This window comes from Streptomyces sp. NPDC048506, assembly GCF_040651315.1.
Lineage (GTDB): Bacteria > Actinomycetota > Actinomycetes > Streptomycetales > Streptomycetaceae > Streptomyces.
In genome coordinates this window covers 82,637-103,192 of the sequence record NZ_JBEZIX010000038.1, presented here as the reverse complement: position 1 = coordinate 103,192, position 20,556 = coordinate 82,637, and the positions used below count along the sequence as shown (strand labels likewise).

18 protein-coding genes and 3 pseudogenes are annotated in these 20,556 nt (G+C 68.0%); 15 read left to right on the top strand and 6 right to left on the bottom strand.

Annotation, left to right across the window (positions count from 1 at the left end; genetic code table 11):
- Positions 1–82: 82 nt before the first annotated feature.
- Together AB0C96_RS28205 and AB0C96_RS28200 are read right to left on the bottom strand one after the other, a co-directional pair.
- On the bottom strand, positions 83–352 hold the full coding sequence (locus AB0C96_RS28205; RefSeq protein WP_362921040.1) for a hypothetical protein: 270 nt from the start codon (positions 350–352) through the stop codon (positions 83–85).
- A 270-nt stretch (positions 353–622) separates the two neighbouring features.
- Positions 623–1,219, bottom strand: a pseudogene (locus AB0C96_RS28200) (GNAT family N-acetyltransferase); the annotation flags it as partial.
- A gap of 36 nt (positions 1,220–1,255) precedes the next feature.
- On the opposite strand from AB0C96_RS28200, the gene AB0C96_RS28195 reads away from it, so the two are divergent.
- From AB0C96_RS28195 to AB0C96_RS28135, 13 genes are all read left to right on the top strand, one after another.
- Positions 1,256–1,774, top strand: coding sequence for a hypothetical protein (locus tag AB0C96_RS28195; RefSeq protein ID WP_362921039.1), 519 nt, complete (start codon positions 1,256–1,258; stop codon positions 1,772–1,774).
- 132 nt (positions 1,775–1,906) lie between these two features.
- On the top strand, positions 1,907–2,137 hold the full coding sequence (locus tag AB0C96_RS28190; RefSeq protein ID WP_362921037.1) for a hypothetical protein: 231 nt from the start codon (positions 1,907–1,909) through the stop codon (positions 2,135–2,137).
- Positions 2,138–2,594: 457 nt separating this feature from the next.
- Positions 2,595–3,572, top strand: coding sequence for a helix-turn-helix domain-containing protein (locus AB0C96_RS28185; RefSeq protein WP_362921035.1), 978 nt, complete (start codon positions 2,595–2,597; stop codon positions 3,570–3,572).
- Between the two features lie 95 nt (positions 3,573–3,667).
- On the top strand, positions 3,668–4,099 hold the full coding sequence (locus AB0C96_RS28180) for a hypothetical protein (RefSeq protein WP_362921034.1): 432 nt from the start codon (positions 3,668–3,670) through the stop codon (positions 4,097–4,099).
- Positions 4,100–4,318: 219 nt separating this feature from the next.
- Positions 4,319–4,912: a hypothetical protein gene (locus AB0C96_RS28175; RefSeq protein WP_362921032.1), complete on the top strand. Its 594-nt coding sequence runs from the start codon at positions 4,319–4,321 to the stop codon at positions 4,910–4,912.
- A 301-nt stretch (positions 4,913–5,213) separates the two neighbouring features.
- Positions 5,214–5,963: a site-specific integrase gene (locus AB0C96_RS28170; RefSeq protein WP_362921030.1), complete on the top strand. Its 750-nt coding sequence runs from the start codon at positions 5,214–5,216 to the stop codon at positions 5,961–5,963.
- Between the two features lie 297 nt (positions 5,964–6,260).
- A complete protein-coding gene (locus AB0C96_RS28165) occupies positions 6,261–7,133 on the top strand; it encodes a tyrosine-type recombinase/integrase (protein ID WP_362921029.1) in 873 nt (290 codons plus the stop codon).
- A gap of 15 nt (positions 7,134–7,148) precedes the next feature.
- Positions 7,149–7,919: a GNAT family N-acetyltransferase gene (locus tag AB0C96_RS28160; protein WP_362921027.1), complete on the top strand. Its 771-nt coding sequence runs from the start codon at positions 7,149–7,151 to the stop codon at positions 7,917–7,919.
- A gap of 99 nt (positions 7,920–8,018) precedes the next feature.
- A complete protein-coding gene (locus tag AB0C96_RS28155) occupies positions 8,019–8,369 on the top strand; it encodes a helix-turn-helix transcriptional regulator (RefSeq protein WP_362921050.1) in 351 nt (116 codons plus the stop codon).
- Positions 8,366–10,771 carry a site-specific integrase gene (locus tag AB0C96_RS28150; protein WP_362921026.1) on the top strand — a complete coding sequence of 802 codons (2,406 nt, stop codon included), beginning with the start codon at positions 8,366–8,368 and terminating at the stop codon, positions 10,769–10,771. The genes AB0C96_RS28155 and AB0C96_RS28150 overlap by 4 nt, the downstream gene beginning before the upstream one ends.
- Complete coding sequence (locus tag AB0C96_RS28145) at positions 10,768–11,559, top strand: carbon-nitrogen hydrolase family protein (protein ID WP_362921024.1); 792 nt, start codon at positions 10,768–10,770, stop codon at positions 11,557–11,559. The genes AB0C96_RS28150 and AB0C96_RS28145 overlap by 4 nt, the downstream gene beginning before the upstream one ends.
- Positions 11,560–11,675: 116 nt before the next feature.
- A complete protein-coding gene (locus AB0C96_RS28140) occupies positions 11,676–12,173 on the top strand; it encodes a hypothetical protein (protein ID WP_362921023.1) in 498 nt (165 codons plus the stop codon).
- A gap of 336 nt (positions 12,174–12,509) precedes the next feature.
- Complete coding sequence (locus AB0C96_RS28135) at positions 12,510–12,755, top strand: hypothetical protein (protein ID WP_362921022.1); 246 nt, start codon at positions 12,510–12,512, stop codon at positions 12,753–12,755.
- 975 nt (positions 12,756–13,730) lie between these two features.
- Here the strand turns inward: AB0C96_RS28135 and AB0C96_RS28130 are convergent.
- From AB0C96_RS28130 to AB0C96_RS28120, 3 genes and pseudogenes are all read right to left on the bottom strand, one after another.
- On the bottom strand, positions 13,731–16,661 hold the full coding sequence (locus AB0C96_RS28130; RefSeq protein WP_362921020.1) for a BTAD domain-containing putative transcriptional regulator: 2,931 nt from the start codon (positions 16,659–16,661) through the stop codon (positions 13,731–13,733).
- Between the two features lie 25 nt (positions 16,662–16,686).
- Positions 16,687–17,466, bottom strand: a complete 780-nt coding sequence (locus tag AB0C96_RS28125; protein ID WP_362921018.1) for an SDR family oxidoreductase — start codon at positions 17,464–17,466, stop codon at positions 16,687–16,689.
- 298 nt (positions 17,467–17,764) lie between these two features.
- Positions 17,765–18,328 (bottom strand): annotated as a pseudogene (locus AB0C96_RS28120) (transposase); the annotation flags it as partial.
- A 467-nt stretch (positions 18,329–18,795) separates the two neighbouring features.
- On the opposite strand from AB0C96_RS28120, the pseudogene AB0C96_RS28115 reads away from it, so the two are divergent.
- Positions 18,796–18,974: pseudogene (locus AB0C96_RS28115) on the top strand (Tn3 family transposase); the annotation flags it as partial.
- Positions 18,975–19,049: 75 nt separating this feature from the next.
- On the opposite strand, the gene AB0C96_RS28110 reads toward AB0C96_RS28115, so the two are convergent.
- Positions 19,050–19,871, bottom strand: a complete 822-nt coding sequence (locus AB0C96_RS28110) for a class I SAM-dependent methyltransferase (protein WP_362921017.1) — start codon at positions 19,869–19,871, stop codon at positions 19,050–19,052.
- A gap of 72 nt (positions 19,872–19,943) precedes the next feature.
- Here AB0C96_RS28110 and AB0C96_RS28105 point away from each other — a divergent pair, with 72 nt between their 5' ends.
- On the top strand, positions 19,944–20,552 hold the full coding sequence (locus AB0C96_RS28105) for a TetR/AcrR family transcriptional regulator (protein WP_362921016.1): 609 nt from the start codon (positions 19,944–19,946) through the stop codon (positions 20,550–20,552).
- Positions 20,553–20,556 lie beyond the last annotated feature (4 nt).

The following is a 20,556-nucleotide window of genomic DNA, read 5'->3' as shown; positions in this document are numbered from 1 at the left end:
ACCAGCCATGGTTGAGGGTTCCGCTTTCCCATACCTAACCAACCGACGCACCTGTCCAGAGGGCACGGCTACCAGCGTTGTGTTAGGAGCTCTTACAGAACAGGCACAGGTCCCAGTGGTAAGGGCTGTTGCCGAAGTACCGCTTGCAGTCCCACGGCACGTCGGAGGTCTTGCCTGCTGCCTTGCACTCCGTAAAGGTCTTGCACTTGCCGGCCCAGCGCCATTCGCCCGCCCCGCTGGTTCGCACCTTCGACGCCGTGGTCGCGGCGGCGGCCGTACCCGCCGTTGCGACCACGCCCCCGAACGGCAGCGCGGCGGTTATGCCCGCGGCGGCGAGCTCTCTTTGACCCAAGACACGAATTCCCCTGTCGAACAAAGGAAAGCAGACGGTGTATGCGCTCGTATCCGCGAGCGCTGCATCACATCCTCGTAGACGGAAACCGATACGGAAGAGATCACTGATGCAGATGACGTCGCGATTGATGCCCTTCCCTACATGGAGCTGGTAGTCGATCCTGCTTCTGATGGCCCATGCTCCACGATCCGCTCACGCATCGCTCACGCATGGCGGACGACCGACCAGGCATGCGACGCGGTTGCCTGCATGGTCACGCCGGCCCCGTCATCCCCGGAGATCGAGCTGGTACTCGAATGCCGTGTGCGTCGGCGCATAACCGAGCGCGTCGTTGATGTCCCTCATGTACGAGTTGTTGTCGGCGGTATCGGTCAGCAGACCACCGAGGGCCGGGTGCCGCTCAAGAGCCTGCAGAATCGAGGCGGCCTTCATCCAGCATCCAAGGCCGTGCCCACGGTGCTCGGGCAGGACACCGGTGCCGTAGTGCTGGCCATCGCCCTTGCCGTCACCAGGGACGACCAGTTCGGTGAATCCGGCTATCGAGCCGTCCGACTCGTCGATGGCAACGACGGTGTGCAGCAGGTCACCACGCTTTTCGACGGCCGCCGCTGCGGCCCGAACCCGGTCCAAGTCCCAGGCCACCGTGCCGAAGTCGGTGGCACCCATCGGCATGTCGTCCATGGCACGACGCGACGCGACAAACGTCTCAGCCAAATCATCGGGGACTGCGCCCTCCCACGACGCCAGCCGATAGCCAGGATGCGACCGCTCAGCGATCTCGGCGAGAGCGGAGACGTCCACCTCCGCCAACGAAAGCCGCGTGTAGATCAAGGTCAGAACCTTGCAGAAGCCAGACGCCGGCAGCAGGCGGAGGAGAAGGCCGCGGCGCAGCAACGGGCGGTGAAGGAGCGGGAGAAGGCCGGGAAGAAGGCGGCCAAGGACCGTGCGTATGCCATGTTCTGGAGCCGCACGGGACTGGACCAGCAGCAGTGGAGGTACTTCCGGGCCCTGGCTGAGCTGTACTTCAGCCGGAGCCTGGTCTTCGGCGCCCCGGATGCTCGCTACGGGGACGGCAGACCGGTGTACGAGCGCACCGGGCCTGAACGCGAGCAGTGGACTCTGGTGGGCGTGGCCTGTCCCGATCCGTGCCGGCTGAGGGCCTGGGCGGAGGAACTGCCGTTGCTGGTCCCCTCCCATGAAGACCTCGCCGTCCTCGCCGGCCGGGCGTGGGCACCGTTCCAGGTCTACGTCCTCGATCCGGACACTGGCGCGATGGACCAGGAACGCGTCCCGCCGTCCCGCCGTCCCCCGTCGACCCGTAGCGGCTCGTCGGGGAGATCCAGGCTGCTCCAGCATCATCCCGTGGCGGGTCTCTGGCGTACCTGGGCCATGCCCCAGAACGGGGTGTCGCCGAGGTGAGTGCAAAGGCCGCCAGTAGTTGATCTTGACCGATCCTGGCGTCAGCGGAACGACGAAGGGCCGCATTCGTTCCCCGAGGAACTGCTCCCCGCCTGGCGGTCCAGGTGCGTGGAATGCGGGTATGTACGGTCCATGGCGTCGAAATTCCGCACGAAGGACGGCGGCGAAGTCCGCGTCGGAGACAAGGTGTGGGCCCAGGTCTGGCAGGAGAGCGACAACAACTCCTGGCTCATCACCCAGCACCCGCTCGACAAGACCCACCTCATCCTCAAGGAGATCGGCGGCACCGAGGAACGCGTCCACCACCCGGACGACCTCTCCCTCTACTACTACGCCAACCGGCAACCGCCCAGCGGCGGATGAGGTGGGCCTCCCCTCAACCGAGCGCCGCAAGCCTCGAACGCCTTCTCGTTCGCCTTCGCCTCCGCAGCCAGGTCGCGCAGCGTCTTCTCACCCACCACCGGGGGTTCAGCCGAGATACGCGTCAACAGGCCAATGAGTGGATCTTGACTCGGCTTAGCACAAGGTCAGCGCGGTGGTGCCGCAGTAAATGCGTACACCTCGCCCCGGCGCCCGGAGCGCTCCGCCGCAAGTCGCGACGAACACGGCCAGGGCTCCGTCGCAGTAAATCCGGCATTTACTGCGGCAGACGGGAACGCGCCAGCGGGTGAACGTCTTCGAGTCACGTGATCGGGATGTCCAGCAGATTGAACTGGCTCGGGAGGATCATCTGAGAGGAAACGAACGAAGGGACGGCCGGCTAGGGCCTGGCACGAGGAAGCTGAGCGCGGTGCCAAGCCGCGGGGCGGGGGGGAGATCTGTGGAGAAGGTTTTCGACAGCAACGACTTCCCGGCACGAGATGCTCTTTCAGCGTGGGAGAAGGTCACCGCGGATGCGCTGATGCCGACATCCTTCAAGCTGATCGGTACAGACGTCTTCCGTGGATGGTTCAGCACGATGCCGCTGAGCGCGGTCCAGGTATCAACCATGGGGTACTCGTCCTACCTCACACGGAGGACCCCGAAGCTGATCCGTGCCTCGGACCCCAAAATCCTTGCCGTCGGTTTCACGACCGCCGGCCCACACGTAATCGAGCAGAATCGGAATCGCGCTGCGCTCCGACCGGGTGAACTCGTGCTCTTCGAAAGCTCGCGTCCCTTCGAGACCTACGCCGACGGCGGGAACACCCTCATCCAGTTCCCCCGCGCACTGCTTCCCTTACCGGCCCGCCACATCAATCAGCTCATCTGCCGAGCCCTTCCCGGCGATCACGGCATGGGACGGCTGCTGAGAAACTTCCTCACCCACCTGGCAGAAGACAGCACGAGCTACACGCCACATGACGCCGCGCGACTCGGCACCGTCGGCCTGGACTTGGTCACCGCCACACTGGCGCACTTCCTAGAGCGTGAGGGTGACATTGCCTCCGACTCCCGTCAACGCGTCCTGTACATGCGCATCACCTCGTTCATCGAGCGTCACCTCGACGACACCGCCCTCACTGCGGGCCAGATAGCAGCAGCCCATCACATCTCGGTTCGCTCACTGCACAGGCTTTTCCAGCAGCACGGCGTGACTGTCCGTTCCTGGATACGCGGCCAGCGCCTCGAACGCTGCCGTCGAGACCTGGCTGACCCTTTGAAGCGTCACGTGCCGATCCATGCCATCGCAGCACGCTGGGGATTCCCCTACGCCGCAGACTTCACCCGCGCCTTCCGTGCTCTGCACGGCATCACCCCCAGCGACTACCGGAACCAAGTACACCGCCACGGCACCCAGGCTGGCACACCAAGCTAAGTACCTGGCGCACCTGGCTAAGGCACCCCGGATGCCCCCCTGTGATGATCGGATAGCTGCAGTCGACCGCAACGGAAACGGGGAACAAGATGAATATGCGTTCGCGCATCGGGGTGGCATCGGCCGCTGCTCTGGTTGGCGGGCTGGCAGTAACCGCAGCTGCACCTGCTGATGCGGTCGGCAACCCCGCAGCATCAGCCGCCCAGCCCACTGGCTCCGACCACACCCGGCTGTGGACTCAGCGCGGGTACGGCTACGCCGACGTCAAGACGACCTGGGAGGCACAGCCGGGCTGGCCGGGCCGATACCGCGGCACCGTCTCGGGAACCGTCTACCACTACCGTGCTCCGGCCAACCGCAACGTACTCGTCGAGGTGAGTACCGACGGCAGGATCTTCAGGCACGGTGAGACCTCCGGGAAACGGAATTTCAGCACCCCCTACCGCTACACCAAGCGAGTGCTGCTCCGAGTGTGCCTGCACCGCACCGGGGCCAGCGGTGTGTCCTTCTGCAGTCCTTGGTGGTAATGACGCCGATATGTTGCACGGCTGACGCCGCACGGGTTCTCTAGGGCTGGAAGGACCTTAAACCAGGTCAGATCATTGATCACATGTGAGTCATGTGAGGCACGCGGGTCGAACCTCGGTCCATGCGTCAGATCTGACCAGTATTCAGCCTCGACGCCACCGGCCACCGCTGCCAGCTTCGCCGGTGGCCCATCAAACGCACACCAGGGGGAAACATCCATGGACGGCCGAACCCGCACCATAAGGAAGATCGCCACCGCTTCCGCAGCCGCTGCACTGCTCACACTCTCGATCAGCGCGGGAACCGCCAGCGCCAGCACGCCCGAGCCCTTCGCCGACCAGGCCCGCGCCGCGCATCTCACCCCCGCGCAGGACGGAGCGCTGCGCGCCGAAGTCGCCAAGTACCTCCAGCGTAGCGGCGGCAAGCAGATCTCCCTCAACGAGATCAAGGTCGACGACAAGCGCACCATCCGCGTCGCCATCCCCGGCGAGGCGCACCCGCGCACCTTCACCGACCACGGCAGCACCGCCCCCGCCTACAGCAGCATCTGCAACCCGAATGCCAGCACCCAGAACGGCTACTTCTGCGCCTTCAGCGGCCAATACTGGACCGGCAGCGAAGACCCGATGTACTACTGCCACTCCTACCCCATGAACTACACCGGCACCGGATCCTATGTGAACCGCCAGTACGGAACCCACGTTGCGAAGTTCTACGACAAGTCCGGCAACTACTACGACGAGAGCCTCCCGCCGATCTCCGCCGCCAGCTCGCAGAACTGGTACCACGTGTGGACGGTCGTCCCCTGCTGAACGGGCCGCCGAAGAACGATGCTTTGCAGCTGGGGACATATAGGAGTCCGAGGAGCTTCCCGCATCGGAGCGGCTCCGCGTCCTGCCGGATCAAAGAGACTGACTGCGGGATAAGGGTGAGCAATACTCCCCGAGTTCCGCATCCGTCCCCCAGCGCCTGGCACGACTGAGAGTGCCTGGACCTGGGCCTGTTACCTCGTCCGGGTGACCGCAGGCCGTTCTGACCCAACCTCGTCCGTAGTGCGCAACCCTCATCTCTGTCGGGATTCCTTCAGTCTGGGTGAAGTCGTGGAGGCGCGGGTTGGCTCTGGCAGCAGTGCGCGATCTTCGCGAGTACCGGCCGCGGGCCTCGGTGGAACCGCAACTGCGGATCCCGCCCAGCGAAGCGGAGATCGAGGCGCTGTTCGCCGGATGGCGCGAGGAACTGGTGACCTGCCGCAAGTTCGGCCCGGCCACCCGCAACTACGCGGTCGCTCGCTTGGCGGCGGACGTGGGGCTCCGGATCAACGAGGCACGAATGCTCGACCTCGACGACGTCCGGTGGAAACTGGGCCGGTTCGGCAAGCTCAACGTCCGGCACGGCAAGGGATCCCGGCGGCGTGGTCCGAAGCCGCGGCTGGTGCCGCTGATCAACGGCTCCGACCGCAACCTGTGCTGGTTCATCGAGGACGTGTGGGGCCACTTCGACGCCGACCACACCCGGCCGGGCGCCCCGTTGTTCCCCTCCGAGCGCAAGAACCGGGACGGCTCCAGCTCGCGAGCGACCGCCGACGTCTTCCGCCGGTCACTGGCCGATGCCGCAGCTCAGCACCTGCCCACCTGGGCCGGGAAGCTCACCCCACACGTGCTGCGGCACTTCTGCGCCTCCCAGCTCTATCTCACCGGCATGACCTTGTTCGCCATCCAGGAGCTACTCGGACATACCTGGACCGGCACTACGGCCCGGTATATCAACCCTCGGGAATTGCATCAGACGGGCGAGAAATCGCAGGTCGCCAGTTCACGGCAGGAGGCTGAGGGACTCCAACGCTACTGCGAACTACCAGCCTGAGCAGGGAAGTTGCCCGCGACATCCCGTCTAATGCATGATCTGCCCTCCAGAAGGGAGGGGCTGGAGTGGTGCATCAGCGCAAGGTGACTCTGGCTGGGTCAGCTCATCTGGAGCTCGTCTCCGGGGTCGTCCAGCTGCGGCCCGAGGACGCGATGTTCGACGCGATGCTGCGGGGGTGGCGGGCTCAGGCAGAAGTCGCGGGGGCTGCAGGACGAGACGGTCGACGACCGGGAACGGCTGGTCCGCCGGTTCTTGGAGTTCGCGAACGAGTACCCGTGGCAGTGGACTCCGGGTCACATGGACGAGTGGTCGACCTCATTGACCAGTGAGAAGCATCTGGCGCCGTCCACGATCCGCAGTTATCAGGGCGATGTCCGCCTGTTCACCGAGTTCCTCATCGACGCCCGCTACGGATGGGGGCCTGCCTGCGAGGAAGCCTTCGGCACCCACCCGGTAGCGATCGCCCACGAGTGGAACACCCTTCCCCACCTGCAGGACTATGAGGGCGATCCGGAAGCGAGGCCGTTCACCCGCGAAGAAATGCAGCGGTTCCTCGACTACGCCGACGACCAGGTCGAACGCGCCGTGAAGTCCAAGCGCAAGGGCGCCCTCGCCGCCTACCGCGACGCCACCCTCTTCAAGGTCATCTACGGCTGGGGGCTGCGGCGAACGGAGACGTCCAAGCTGGACGTCGTCGACTTCGGACGTAATCCGGAAGCTCGGCAGTTCGGACGGTATGGCACGCTCAACGTCCGCTACAGGAAGGCGAAGAAGGGTCAGCCGCCACGGCGCCGGAACGTGCTGTCGGTGATGGACTGGGCCGTCGAGGCAGTCGCGGACTACGTCGAGAACGTCCGGCCGCGCTTCGGGTTCGCCGATCATCCGGCTCTCTGGATCACCGAACGTGGGGGACGCCTCCAGCGCGGTTCCATCAACGACCGCTTCGAGGCACACCGGGATGCCCTGAAACTCCCAAAAGGCCTAGTTCCGCACTCAATCAGACATTCTTACGTCACGCGTCTGACCGAGGACGGGGTCGGCCGGCGCTTCATCCAGCAGCAAGTCGGTCACGAGTGTGACAGCTCCACGGCCATCTACACGCACGTCAGCGACGACTTCATGAACACTTCCCTGCACAAGGCACTGGCCCCAGCGTTCGCCGGCGTCTGACGAGGAAGGACCGACATGAACGAAACAGTCAAAACCGAGGTTCTGGCGGAACTCGACGCGCTGCGGCGCGCGAGCGGTGTCGCCGCCGGCCACGCCGACCTGGTGCGCGAGTACTCGGCGGATGGCTCGGAGTGCCGGATCGTCTTCGCCGACCTGGCAGACGGCGAGGTCGTGGAACTGGTCCGCGGAGAGCGGGAGCTCGCCCGGTCCGCCGGCTACACCTTGGAGTGGAAAGTCTACGGCCACGACAGGCAGCAGGGCCTGGCTGCCGCGCTCGAAGCAGCGGGCTTCGAGCCCGACGAGGAGGAGCAGGTGCTGATACTCCCAGTCGCCGAGGCATCATCGGCCCTCTTCGACACCTCGGGCTACGAGGTGCGGCAGGTGACCGACGGCGCCGAGCTCGACGACTACGCCGAGATCTCCCGCCAGATCGGTCGGCGTAACGCGGACGAGGAGCGTCGGCAGGTGGCTCGGCTGCTCGAAGAGCAGCCTGACGCGATGAGCGTGCACATCGCCTATGCCCAGGGCGAGCCGGTCTCCTGCGGACGGGTCTACTTCCAGGCTGGCAGCCCGTTCGCCGAGCTGGCGGGCGCCCGGACCAAGACGACCCACCGTCGGCAGGGCTTCTTCACCGCAGTGGTCGGCTCCCGGCTGCGGCAGGCCAGGGAGCGCGGCTGCGGGCTGCTGGTCACCGATGCGCTGCCCACCTCTGAACCAATCCTGCGCAAGCGCGGTTTCGAGGTGGTCACCTTCACCCGGCCGTACATCTTCGAGCCGGACAACTGAGCGCCTTGGGCGCCGTCCGGAAGACGCGGACCCGGCGGAAGTCGGCCCGGAGGAACCGGGCCCGGGACTCGCGGGCCAACGAGAGGGAGGAACCTGATGATGGTCGCCAAGCTCGACTACCGCTGGCACCTACGCAAGGTGATGGCGGGCCGCGGGATGTTCTCCACCACCGACCTCCTCCCGCCGCTCGCCGAACGCGGCATCCCCCTGTCCTCCAGCCAGGTATACCGGCTCGTCGTCGAGCGACCGGAGCGACTGAGCCTGAAGATCCTCATGGCCCTGCTCGACATCCTCGACTGCACCATGGACGACCTCATCGAGCCCATCGCGGCGGCCGGGACCGTGAAGAAGCCGAAGAAGGCAGCTGCCGGCGTCTCGGCGCCCGAAGCGGAAGGACTCGGCGGCCTGCGGCCAAAGCGAGCACGCATCAGGGGTGTTGACCGGTCATGACCACGGCTGACCAGCTCGACCGCGCTGTCGCGGACCCAGTCGGCTTGATCACGGACCTCGTCGCCGACATCGAGACGGAACTGGGTGCCGAGACGATCCGGGCCGTGGTCTTCATGGTCGCGGGCGGCCGAGCGAAGCCACGACAGCTGGCCAAGGCCCTGGCGATGCGGCCCGTGGTCCTGACCGACGGCCGGTCCCCGGCGCCCCGGGCCATCGGCGATCTGCTCATCGAACTCCGCAAAGCCGGCGCCTCGGCGATCGCGGCGCCGGTCTGCGCCGAGTGCGGTAAGCAGCTGCGAACCCTCCAACGCAAGGGCCAGGACTGGTACTGCTCGGTCTGCGGGCAGGAGACCGCCGAGTGCACCGCCTGCGGAAACGTCCGACGCGTCAGCTTCCGGGACCGCAAGGGCCTGCCACGCTGTTCGATGTGTCCCGACAACGACGACCGTGATCCCGTCACGGTCGTCCACGAACTGATCACTGCGATCGCCCCGGGCGCCGACCGTGACGCGGTCGCCGAGGCCCTCCGCCGGACGGCACCGCACCGTCCCCACTATCGTCAGCGAGTGGTCTGGGCCCTGGAGGAGAACCCTCGTCTGCTGACTGGGGAGGGACATCTGGCGCCGCATCGCGCCATCCTGCGGTTCATCGACTTGTTGCACGAGGCCGGTGTCGCCGGGATCGTCCGGCCCTCCTGCCCTCGCTGCCACCGGGTGGTCCGCATCGACAAGCCGCTCGACGGGCAGCGAGTCTGCCGCAACTGCATCGCCAAGTCCCGCATCGAAGAATGCGTACGCTGTGGTGCTCGGCGTGAACCGGCCACCCGTGATGCTCAAGGCCGACCGCTGTGTCCCAACTGCCTGATCACCGATCCGGCCAACCTGGAGACCTGCATCGTCTGCGGCAAGTCGCGCATGGTCAACTCCCGCACCGCAGAGGGGCCAATCTGTCCGAACTGCCGTCCCTTGCCCATACTGCTCTGCTCGATCTGCGGACGCACCGCACCCTGCATGCTCTCGAAGCTCACCGGCCTGCCCCGCTGCGGCGGCTGCGACCGACGCCAAGCTCACTGCACCGTCTGCGGACGACTGCGCGGCATCCACTCCGGCACCGCCGACGGCCCCGTCTGCGGCCCCTGCACCACACCGGACGCCGAGCTCTGGCGCCCCTGTCCCACCTGCGGACAAACCGAACAGCTGCACGCGCCAGGTCCGTGCCCTCGCTGCACCCTCAAGCAGCGACTCCACGAGCTCCTCGCCGGTGACACCGGCTCCATAACCCCGAAGCTGCAGCCCCTCCACGACGCCCTGGCCGACACCGAGCGGGTCGGCACCGCGATGCGCTGGCTCTCCACGGTCCTGTCCGACCTCGGCTCCGCCCGCCGCCCGCTCACCCACGAGGCCCTGGACGAACTCTCTGAAGGCAAGGTCGTCGAGCACATCCGCAGCGTTCTCGTCGCCACCGAAGTCCTGCCCAGGCGGGACGAGCAGATGGTCCGTCTCGAACGGCACGTGAAGGACCTCGTCGCCTCCCATGCGACGGCCGACGGACGGAAAATCCTGCACCGGTACGCGACTTGGCGCCTCCTGCGCCGGCTTCGCCAACGCAGCCGGGGCAAGGAAATCACGCACTACCAGCTCACGGGCACACGGCAACACCTGCGGGCGTCCGTCCATATCCTGGACTGGCTCGAAGAGCAGAACCTGACCCTTGCCACCTGCCGTCAGGCCGACCTTGAACGCTGGATGACCAGCGACGATGTCCGCCACCGTCGGGAGACAGGCCACTTCGTGCGATGGGCCCTCTGCCAGAAGATCGCCCGCGATCTCAGCTTCCCAGCCGTCAGATGGAACGGCCCCTCCCAGGCGATGGACGACGAGGTCCGCTGGACCACCGCCCGCCACCTGCTGCACGACGACACCCTCAAACCCGAAGACCGCCTCGCCGGCCTGCTGTTGCTCCTCTATGCCCAATGGCCCGCCGCGATCTCGCGCCTCACCGTCTACCACATCGAGGAGACCGACGGAGCCGTCCACATCCGCCTCGGCGCCGTCCCGGTCGAGCTTCCCGCACCCGTCGCCGAACTGGCCCTCCACCAGGTCGCGATTCGCCGCAGCCATGCCGCCCTCAGCCGGACAGAGTCACCCTGGCTCTTCCCCGGAGGCCAGCCCGGCCGCCCGATCAGTGCCTGGGCCATGGGCGAGCGACTCCGCAAACTCGGCATCCGGCTCGCGGAAGCCCGCTCGACCGCCCTGTTCCAGCTCGCCACCGAGCTGCCCGCCGCGGTCCTCGCCCGCACCCTCGGCATCGACATCACCGTCGCCGTCAAATGGCAGCGAGCCGCTGCCGGAGACTGGGGCGCCTACGCGGCCGAGATCAGCCGCCGAAAGAAGGACCGATGAAAGCTTCCATAGCGATCGCGCAATTCCCCATCACCTGGAACATCCAACAAAACCTCGCGGCCATCACCTCGCTCCTGGCAAACGTCCAGCCAGACGAGATCGTCGTACTCCCCGAAGGCGCCCTGTCCGGATACGGCACCGATCTCTCAGCCCTCGAACGTCTCCAGCCCTCGGCCCTCGCCCACGCCATGGACCGCCTCGCAGAGCTAGCTCAGCGCAGAGCCATCCACCTGTTCTGCGGCACGTTGCTGTTCGAACACGGCGCTTGGAGCAATGCCGCCCTCTACTTCTCCCCGGACGGCACCCGCTGGACTTACCGGAAGATCAACCTGGCGATGAACGAGCGAGGCCGGCTCGCTGCCGGCTCTGAGCTCTCCACATTGCCGATCCATCTGGCGAGCGGGCCCGTCACGCTCGGCGTCCAGATTTGCCGGGAGATCCGCTTCCCCGAGCAATGGCAGCATCTAGCCGACTGCGGAGCACAGGCTTTCATCTACCTCACCCATGCGGCCAACCCCTCCGAGCCTGCAGGGGTCTGGCGGAGCCATCTCATCAGCCGCGCAGCCGAGAACCAACGGTTCGTGCTGGCAGCCAACGTGGCGGATCCTCGCCAGCACTGCCCGAGCATGGTCATCTCACCGAGAGGAGAGGTCCTCGCGGAGATGCCCTCCGGCCAGACCACGGTAATCAGAACCATGATCGACCTCGATGAGTCGGCCAATTGGTACCTCGGTCAGCGCCGACGGGACCTACTGAAGTCGAGCTATCAAGCGCGGACAAACAGATAGCAACTGGACGGTTGCAGAGCCCCTGCGGCCAGGCATTCCGAGAGTTCCAATACCCGATTGCACCATTACGCATCGGCCAGGACCGGCGGCGTGAAGCCATCGACCGGGTCGCAGTCATGCAGTTCGACCGGCACGGCAAGCGGGTGTGGCGCCAGGTTGAGGGGCTCTTGGAATCCGAGCACGTACGGCGCGAGATCGGCGAGGTCGCCACCGCGTACGGCGTCTGCAGAGAACCCACGAACGTGGCGGCCGGAGGGCACAGCTGCCCGCTGCGCTTCCGCTGCCTGGGCTGCGAACACTTCCACACCGACGTCTCCTACCTGCCGGACCTGGAGGCGTACCACGCAGACCTCCTGCGCAGCCGAGAGAAGCTGATGTCCGCCTTCGAGGCGGACGACTGGGCCCGCACCGAGGCCATGCCGTCCCAGGAGGAGATCCGCCGGGTCCGCCGACTGATCAACCGCGTCAAGGCGGACCTGGACGATCTCACCGCGGAGGAGCAGGCGCAGATCCAGCAGGCGGTCTCGGTCATCCGCCGCGGGCGCAGCGTGATGCTGGGGATGCCTCGCATCGGCCAGCCCCTGCCCGACGTCCGGCCGAGGAGGACTACGTGAGCTCCGTGATGAGCGCCGGCCGCAAGGCGGCCGGCGACCGGCGTCGCCAGCGGGTCGTGAAGGCCGTCAACGCTGCCACGCAGAAGGGAAGCCGCATCACGGTCTCGGGCATCGCCCGTCAGGCCGGAGTGGACCGGACTTTCCTGTACCGGCACCGGGATCTGCTCGCCATGGTGCACGCTGCCGAGCTTGAGCCAGCCGAGCGGGACTCGGCGGCGGGCGCCCCGGCGGTGAGCAGGGCCTCGCTCCAGGCCGATCTCGCGAACGCGCCGGCCCGCACCGTCCGCCTGTCCGCCTGTCCGCCTGTCCGCCCGAATTCAGCAGTTGGAGAGGCGCTTGTCCCAGGAGCTGGGCGAGCAGGCATGGCGCGAGTCGGGCCTTGGTGCTCCCACCGACATCGAGGAACTTCAGCGAACGATCACGCGGCTTGAGCAAGGCAATGTCGAGTTGACCGAGGCCCTGGAAGAGAGCCAGGCCGATCTGGCGGCGGCCCGGGAAGCCAACCGTGAGCTGGCCCGGACCCTCAACCAGCGTGGAGAGCAATCGGGACCAGGAACTCCCGCACGCAGTAACACAAGATGAGGAATTGGGGCTTGCCCGTTACGGACTGCTCCTCCCGCACCGGAGCTCAGGTTGGCATGTGCCCTACTGCTCGTACGTCCAGGACCGGCACGGCTGGTCTGGTGGTGTGCTCCTCAACCGGGGCGGGAAGGTCGCCCCGCGGAGCTTCGCCGGCCGCAGGTCGGCACGGGTCGTCGAGCTCCGCGGGGAGAACGCTAAACGGTCAGCGCGTCGAGGTCGCAGACGCTGCAGTGACGCCCGCCTCCGGCGGGGCCTCGGAACCCTTGTCCGAGGCCTTCCCGTTCTTCTGCCGTCACCGCGCAGCGAAGACCGCAGTCCGCCGGTGCCCTTGTTTGTACTGCCATTTCGTTGTCCGGAATCGGGGGTTGAATGCCGGACAACAAGCTCCGGACAATGAGCCGGGTTTGTTGATCTCGGGGAGGTACGAGGTGCCACGAGCCGAGCGTCCGTTGGCGGACGACGATGGCGTGCTGACAGCCTTCGCGGCCGACCTGCGGCGATTACGCACTGAGGCAGGAAGTCCGCCCTACCGTGAGTTGGCCCGCCGGGCTCATTACTCGTCCACGACCCTCGCGGACGCCGCCGCAGGGCGGAAACTACCGAGCCTGGCCGTCACCCTCGCCGTATCATCCCGAACTTCGGAACGGGAGAACTCACCGGGATCGCCGGTCGCGCCATGGAGCGCGAATACCAAGTACTCACGCTGGCCCACACGTTGCGAGATCAGAAGACCCGGACCCTAACTCGCGATTGCTGCCGCGTCGCGATGGCCGCAAAGCATGGGCGATGACCCGAACAACACGAATGGCTCCCTAACTCACCACCACCACGCAGCATCTTCACGGACCTCGCAAGTCACCGGCCGACCCCCGACCGTCGTATTGGAGCCGTACCGGTGGAGCCAGTGCGCGAGCGCGGGGCCGGCGACGGAGGAACCGGAGATGCGTACGTTGAGGTTCTTCATGAGGTGAGCTTCTACGGGAGCGCTCGCCGCGGGCTCGCCGCGAGCTCACCGCCCCGCCACGCCTCCGCCAGGCTCGCGACGACGCTCTCGGAAAGGCCCAGCAGGCGGAGCACGTCCAGGATGTCGGCCCCCATGACGGCCACCGACCGGGCGGCTTCCCGGTAACGTGTCCGGGCCACGGCGTGATCCCCGCGCGCCTCGGCGATGCGGCCGAGTCCGGCGAGTGTACGTACCCGGGTGCCGACACTCTTGACCCAGTGCGGGTCGACGCGTTCCAGAGCCTCCCCGTAGAGGCGCTCCGCCTCGGCCGGGTCTCCGGCGAGCAGGGCCAGGTCACCGAGTCCGCGCAGGGCCGCTGCCAGGCAGGTGGAGCTGCCGGCGCGGCGGGCGAGCCCGGCAGCCTTGTCATAGTCGGCGCGGGCCACCGCCGCTTGCTCGCCGATGTAGTGATCGCCCCGGCTGACCAGCAGATCGACGCTGTCCTCCAGGGCACCGAGCTGCTCGGTGAGCGTGAGGGCCTCGTCGGTCAGCGCGATGGCCTGCGCGCGGTCGCCGCGTCCGCCCGCCAGGCCGGCGAGCGCGTCCAGGGCCAGCGCGGTGCCCCAGCGGTCGCCGAGCGAGCGGAAGCCCTCGACGGCGGTGGCGAAGGCACGTTCTGCCAGTGCGGTGTCCCCCTCGCCGAGCGGGCCGAATCCCGACACGTACCAGGCGGCTGCCCGCGCCCACGGCTCGGCGCAGTCGCGTTGGGACGAGACGAGTGCGAAGGCGCTCTGCGGGTCGGCTTCGCTCGCGCTCCGCATCAGCCACAGGAACAGGCCGACGGGGTAACGGCCCGGCTGTCCGCCCGACCATGCGGCGGCGAGTACCTTCTCGGCGGTCGCACGGTGCCGCTGCCACACCGGCCGGCCGGCGACGCCGGACGCCGCCAGCAGGACGCACGTCACGTACTCCTCGTCGAGGCCGGCCGGCGGTGCGTCGCCCACTGCTTCGAGGAGCGCGATCGCCTGGGGCGCGACGGAGGCGGACACGCCCCGGATCCACAGGTAGTTCGAGGCCGAGGCCAGCAGTTGCAGGCCCGTTGCCACGTCAGGTGCCTCGACCGCCCAGCGGAGAGCCGCCAGGAGGTTGCCGTGCTCGGCGGTCAGGACGGGCAGCCACTCCAACTGCTCGGCCCGCCGCAGATGAGGGTCGGCGGTCCGCACCAGTTCCAGGGACCTCCGGGCGTGGGCGTGCTGCACCGACTCGCGTTCGCCGGCCGCATCGAGCCGTTCGCCGCCGTAGGCGCCGATCGTCTCCAGCATCCGGTAGCGGCCTTCTGCCACTTCCAGGAGCGACTTGTCGACCAGCGACTCCAGCGTCTCGCCGTCGGTTCCGCACACCCGCAGTGCGGACTCGGCCGTCGCTCCGGCGGCGAAGACGGTGAACCGCCGCGCGGCTCGCCGCTCGGACTCCGAGAGCAGGTCCCAGCTCCATGCGACCACCGAGCGCAGGGTCCGGTGCCGCTCGTCCGCCGTGCGGATGCCGCGGGCCGCGACCCCGAGCCGGTCGTCCAGCCGTCCCGCGAGGTCGTTGACGTCGAGCGTCCGGATGCGCGCCGCCGCGAGTTCGATGGCCAGCGGAAGGTTGTCGAGGGCCCCGCAGATCCGGCTGACGACCTGAGGGTCGGCGGCGAAACCGCGCCGCACGGCGCGGGCCCGGTCGGTGAACAGGCGCACGGCCGCCTCGCCGTCGAGCGGCTTGACCTGCCAGAGGTTCTCTCCGGTGAGACCGAGCGGCTCGCGGCTCGTCGCCAGGACCCGCAGCCGTGGGCAGATCGCCAGGAGCCGCGCCGCCAACGCCGCGACCTCGTCGACGACGTGCTCGCAGTTGTCCAGGACCAGCAGGAGCATCCGGTCCGACAGCGCCGCGATCAGGCGATCGACCGGCGACTGGCGGCTGTCCCCCATGCCGAGCCCGTTCTCGCGCAGGCCGAACGCGCGCAGCAGCGCCTGGGGCAGCCCGGCGCCGTCGCGCAGTGAAGCCAGCTCCACGAAGCAGACGTCGTCGGCCGCGACACCCGCGACCTCCACCGACAGTCGGGTCTTGCCGACACCACCGGGGCCGATCAGCGTGACCAGTCGCGCCACCCGCAGCAGACCGGCGACCTCGGTCACCTCGTCGGCACGGCCGACGAACGCGGTCAGCTGGGCGGGCGGCGCGGCTGGCGCGGGCGATGGATCGGCGCTCAGCAACTCCCGGTGCAGCGCCATGAGCTCAGGGGAGGGATCCGCGCCCAGTTCGTCGGCCAGATGTCGCCTGGTCTCCTCGAACACCGCCAGCGCCGCGGCCCGCCCGCCCTCGGCGAACAGCGCCCGCACCAGCAGGCCCGCCAGTCGTTCCCGGAGTGGATGGCGGCCGACCAGCTCGCGCAACTCCGGTACGAGGGCGTGTGGTTCGCCGATCCGGCACTCCGCCTCGATCCGGTCCTCAAGTGCCCCGAGCCGATGCTCGTCCAGCCGTACGGCGGCGGGTCGGGCTGCCTCGCTCTCGGCGATGCCGGCAAGCGCCGGCCCTCGCCACAGTCCCAGCGCCTCGCGCAGCAGGGTGACCGCGCGTTCCGCGTCGCCGGCGTGCAACGCGGAACGCCCCTCCCGCGCCAGTCGCTCGAACCGGCAGGCGTCCACATCGTCCTGCGCAACCACGATCCGGTAGCCCGCCCCGGCCGCTTCGAGCGTGGCCCCGGAACCAAGTGCCTTGCGCAGCCTGGAGACCTGGGACTGCAGGGCGTGTGCCGACACCGCCCCGTCCGGGTCTACGGCGTCGGCCAGCCGGTCCGCCGGCACGACCTCTCCGGGGCGTATCAGGAGCAGGGCCAGCAGCGCACGGCGGGCCGGTCCGCCCAGCGGAACTTCGGTCCCGTCGTGGTGCCACGCCCGGGTCTCACCGAGAATGCCGAACAGCATGCCGGTGATTATCCACCGGAGCTGATCATGCGTGAGCCATCGGGCCCAGATAGATCCCGCCCGAGACGTCGACGGTCTGTCCGGTCACCCACCGGCCCTGCGGGCCCGCCAAGAAGCCCACGACGTCGGCGACGTCCTCGGGCTCGCCGATCCGCCCGAGCGCGGTGATCGCTTCGAGACCGGCAGCCACCTCGGGGATGGAGGTGTAGTCGGCGGTCATGTCGGTCCGCACCGCGCCGGGTGCGACGGTGTTCACCGTGATTCTCCGGCTGCCGAGCTCATTGGCCAGCGACGGGGAGATCGACTCCAGCGCCGCCTTGGTGATCACATAGCCGATCTGCGTGGAAACGGCGAACCGGCTGGCCGTCGAGCCCATGTTGATGATCCGGCCACCGTCGTTGAGCAACGGCAACGCGCGCTGGACCACGAAGAACGGCGTGCTGACGTTGATGGTCAACAGCCTGTCGAGCTCCTCCGGTGTCACCTGCGCGATCGAGTTGCCCGAGAAGATGCCCGCGTTGTTGACCAGGATGTCCAGGCCGAGACCACCGAGGCTCGCCAGCCCTGTGGTCAGGCCCTCGAACAGTCGGTCCACGGCGCCGTCTTCGCCGAACCGGGCCTGGACGGCGAACGCCCGGCCGCCGGCCTCCTCGATCCTCGCCACGGTCTCCTTGGCCGCGTCCTCGTTGCTGCTGTAGTGGACGGCGACCGTCGCGCCCTCGGCCGCCAGTCGCAGGGCGACCGCCCGGCCGATTCCCCGCGATCCGCCCGTCACCAATGCCGTCTTGCCGGTCAGCATGGCCATGGCCCGCTCCTCTCCCGTGGCCGGTCCTCGGTGGACCCGGCGATGGAGCAACAGTGGCGGCGAGAGCTCACCGCACGCTCACCGCCCGCTCACCGGCTGACCGGGGTGGTCGTGACCGACACCGCCCCGCCCCACAGTCCCTCCCAGCTCACACCGACACGCCGCAGTCCGCGACGTCTCGGGTCACCACAGCCAGGGCACGGATCGAGTCGTGATCAACGAGCGGTCCGAGTAGGGACTTTGATCCAGATCATCGAGGCGCGTAGGTGGAGGCCGGCGAGGTAGCTGTCGGGGGTCTTGCCAGCGGGCGGCACTTGCGGTCGGCGGCGAGGTGGACCTTGCTGGTCTGCCCACCTCTGGAGCCTCCGAGGAGGGCGGCCTTCAGTCGGAGTCTTCGCTGATGCCGGATACGCCGTCGTTCTTCCCGCGCGGGATCGGTTTCGACGTCCTGCCCGCTTTGCTCTTCGAAGCTGCCCCTTTTGACCTGGCCTTCTCCTCCTCGGCGGCGGCCTTCTCCAGAGCGGCCACGGTGTCGGGGGCCGGGTGCATCCCGGCCGCGTCGTGGTGGGCCCGGGCAGTGGTGGAGTCCACGCTGACCAGCGACAGGTCCACCTCACCCCGCTTCGCGGCCTCCGCGATCAACCCCTCCAGCAGGACCTCGAAAACAGCGGCGTCACGCCATTGCCGGAAGCGGTTGTGGACGGTCGACCAGGCACCGAACTCCGTCGGCATCTCCCGCCACTGCCCACCCGTCCGGAACCGCCAGATCACGCCCTCGAACTGCTGCCGCAGCCCCCGGGGTACGGGTGCCGCACTCGCCGATCGGCAGGTACGGCCCGATGGACTCCCACTCCCCGTCCATCAGTTGCGCTCACGTCACCCAAGACGATCTATCGGATCGGGCCCACCGCGAAGGCACATGCCGCAAATTGATCACGACTCAATACGCACCCCAGAGCACGACCCGGCCACCGGAATACCGATCGGCATGCAGTTCGCCGCCGCCTACGGCAGAGAGGACACCTCTTCCAACTCGCGGGCCAACTGGAACGCACACGCCCGTAGGCCGGACGCCTCCCTCAGGTGTGGGCCGGGAACGTAGGAACCTGGCACCACGACACCCGGACACCAACTGACAGGAGGAGCTACCACAAAGAGGCTGGGCGGCCACGCCTCATGCCCTGGTGCCACCTTGCGCTGCCGACCGCAACGTGCGCCGTGCGTGCTGGTTGCTACGAGCAGTACGAGGACGCCTTCGCCACCGCCCGCGAGTGCTCGTCAGGCAAAATCGTCCTGGATTGGAGCACGCCGCGCGCATCGGAGTCATCAACACAGACATGTCGCCCCACCCCGCTCGGCGACGCCGTCGCGCACCACGAGCGGATCACGATGACCCCGCACATCCTGCGCCTGGGCGACGAGCCCGGCTACCGGCAGCAGATCAAGAGCCAGACAACCCCCAGGAGGGCCGGCACTCCCTCGCCCGGAAGATCTTCCACGGCCAGGCCTGCGCCCGCTACGTGATCCAGGCGTGCCCGAGGACGCGTAACGTGCGCGGGCCCGCGCGACCGTGCGGCAGCGGATCAAGCAGTGCCGGCGCGTACGGCGGTGGTCGCCAGAGTGGTGTAGTGCATCGTGAAGCGGCCGCCCAGAGCGTCGATGGCATGGCCGACTGCGCTCAGTATCTCGGCCAGCTGATCGGGACGAAGTCGGGTGAGGCCGCCGGTGGTGGGGAGCAGGTCCAGCCATTGGTCGCGCGTGTAGGACTGCTCCCAGTCGAATCGCCACTGTTCCGGGTCGTTGAACTGCTCGGTCTCGCGGATCTTGTCGGCGATCTTCGCGTACCCCGCTTGGTACATGTCGATCGGACGTCGCGCCGGCTGATTGCTGAACGGGGAGTCGGGCGCCACCCGACGGTAAGCCGCCGCGAACGGCTCGGCCACCTCGGCAGGCGGCTCGAATACGTGCCCGAAGATCGCCAGGCGCCCGTTCGGACGCAGCACCTGGGCCGCCTTCACGGCGCCGGCGACCGGGTCCACCCAGTGCCACGACTGGGCGGCGACTAATGCGTCGAACACTCGGCCAGCCGGCTCCCAGGCTTCGAAGGTTGCCACCTCGACCTCCAGGCCGCGGACTTGCGCGAAGTCGGCCATCCGCGCATCCGGCTCGACGCCGAGCACGGCGCAACCGGCGGCCCGGAATTGACGGGCCGCGATGCCCGTGCCGCAGCCGACGTCGAGCACGTCAGGCCCCGGGCTCCCGGCGACGATACGCGCCACCAGGTCATCGGGGTAGCCGGGTCGGGCCTGGTCGTAGCGTTGCGCGTCCGTGCCGAACGATTCGGCCGTCTGTCGAGCCTGATGCGGCTGCGCCGGTTCGGGTTGCTCTCGCGGTAAAGTGGGCATGCGTTCACTCTAGTGGGCAAGCGCCCACATGCCAACGGATGCCAGGAGCCTGGCCCACGAGAGGATCTGTAAGTGCCGACCGGGGTACACCTTCGCGACGCGCGGCAGCAGTTGTTCGACGCCGCCGAACGCGTGCTGCTGCGGGACGGCCCGAACGGGCTGACCAGCCGGGCCGTCACCGACGAGGCAGCCTGCGCCAAAGGCGTCCTGCACCGGCACTTCGCCGACTTCGACGCCTTCCTCACCGATCTCGTACTCGACCGGGCCGCACAGCTTGAGACGCAAGCGCATGCGCTGCGCGAGACCGTCGGCACCGGCACCGTGGCCGACAACCTCACCGGCGCGCTGATCACCTTGTTCGGACCGGTTCCCGTGGCGATCATCCCGCTCATCACTTTCCGGGACGAGTTGCGCGCGCGGCTGCGGCAAGCCAGGCCCAAAGGCGGCATCGCGATCCTCGCCCAGGTCGCGACCGCGGTCTCCGCCTACCTGACCGACGAGCGCGCAATGGGCCGCATCTCGGCCGACGCCGACATCGACTCACTCACCCTCTCCCTGGTCGGAGGCGGGCATCTCCTGTTCGCAGACCGCGACCCCGACCCACCGACCACGGCAACCGTCAACAAGCTGGTGACCACGGTGCTCGCCGACGTCCTGCAACGGCGGCCACGCCGAACCTGACGCG

Excerpts from the sequence above, each read along its gene's own strand:
- AB0C96_RS28190 (WP_362921037.1), top strand. The coding sequence starts at position 1,907 with ATGGCGTCGAAATTCCGCACGAAGGACGGCGGCGAAGTCCGCGTCGGA.
- AB0C96_RS28180 (WP_362921034.1), top strand. The coding sequence starts at position 3,668 with ATGCGTTCGCGCATCGGGGTGGCATCGGCCGCTGCTCTGGTTGGCGGG.
- AB0C96_RS28175 (WP_362921032.1), top strand. The coding sequence starts at position 4,319 with ATGGACGGCCGAACCCGCACCATAAGGAAGATCGCCACCGCTTCCGCA.
- AB0C96_RS28165 (WP_362921029.1), top strand. The coding sequence starts at position 6,261 with ATGGACGAGTGGTCGACCTCATTGACCAGTGAGAAGCATCTGGCGCCG.
- AB0C96_RS28160 (WP_362921027.1), top strand. The coding sequence starts at position 7,149 with ATGAACGAAACAGTCAAAACCGAGGTTCTGGCGGAACTCGACGCGCTG.
- AB0C96_RS28155 (WP_362921050.1), top strand. The coding sequence starts at position 8,019 with ATGGTCGCCAAGCTCGACTACCGCTGGCACCTACGCAAGGTGATGGCG.
- AB0C96_RS28150 (WP_362921026.1), top strand. The coding sequence starts at position 8,366 with ATGACCACGGCTGACCAGCTCGACCGCGCTGTCGCGGACCCAGTCGGC.
- AB0C96_RS28145 (WP_362921024.1), top strand. The coding sequence starts at position 10,768 with ATGAAAGCTTCCATAGCGATCGCGCAATTCCCCATCACCTGGAACATC.
- AB0C96_RS28140 (WP_362921023.1), top strand. The coding sequence starts at position 11,676 with ATGCAGTTCGACCGGCACGGCAAGCGGGTGTGGCGCCAGGTTGAGGGG.
- AB0C96_RS28130 (WP_362921020.1), bottom strand. The coding sequence starts at position 16,661 with ATGCTGTTCGGCATTCTCGGTGAGACCCGGGCGTGGCACCACGACGGG.
- AB0C96_RS28125 (WP_362921018.1), bottom strand. The coding sequence starts at position 17,466 with ATGGCCATGCTGACCGGCAAGACGGCATTGGTGACGGGCGGATCGCGG.
- AB0C96_RS28110 (WP_362921017.1), bottom strand. The coding sequence starts at position 19,871 with ATGCCCACTTTACCGCGAGAGCAACCCGAACCGGCGCAGCCGCATCAG.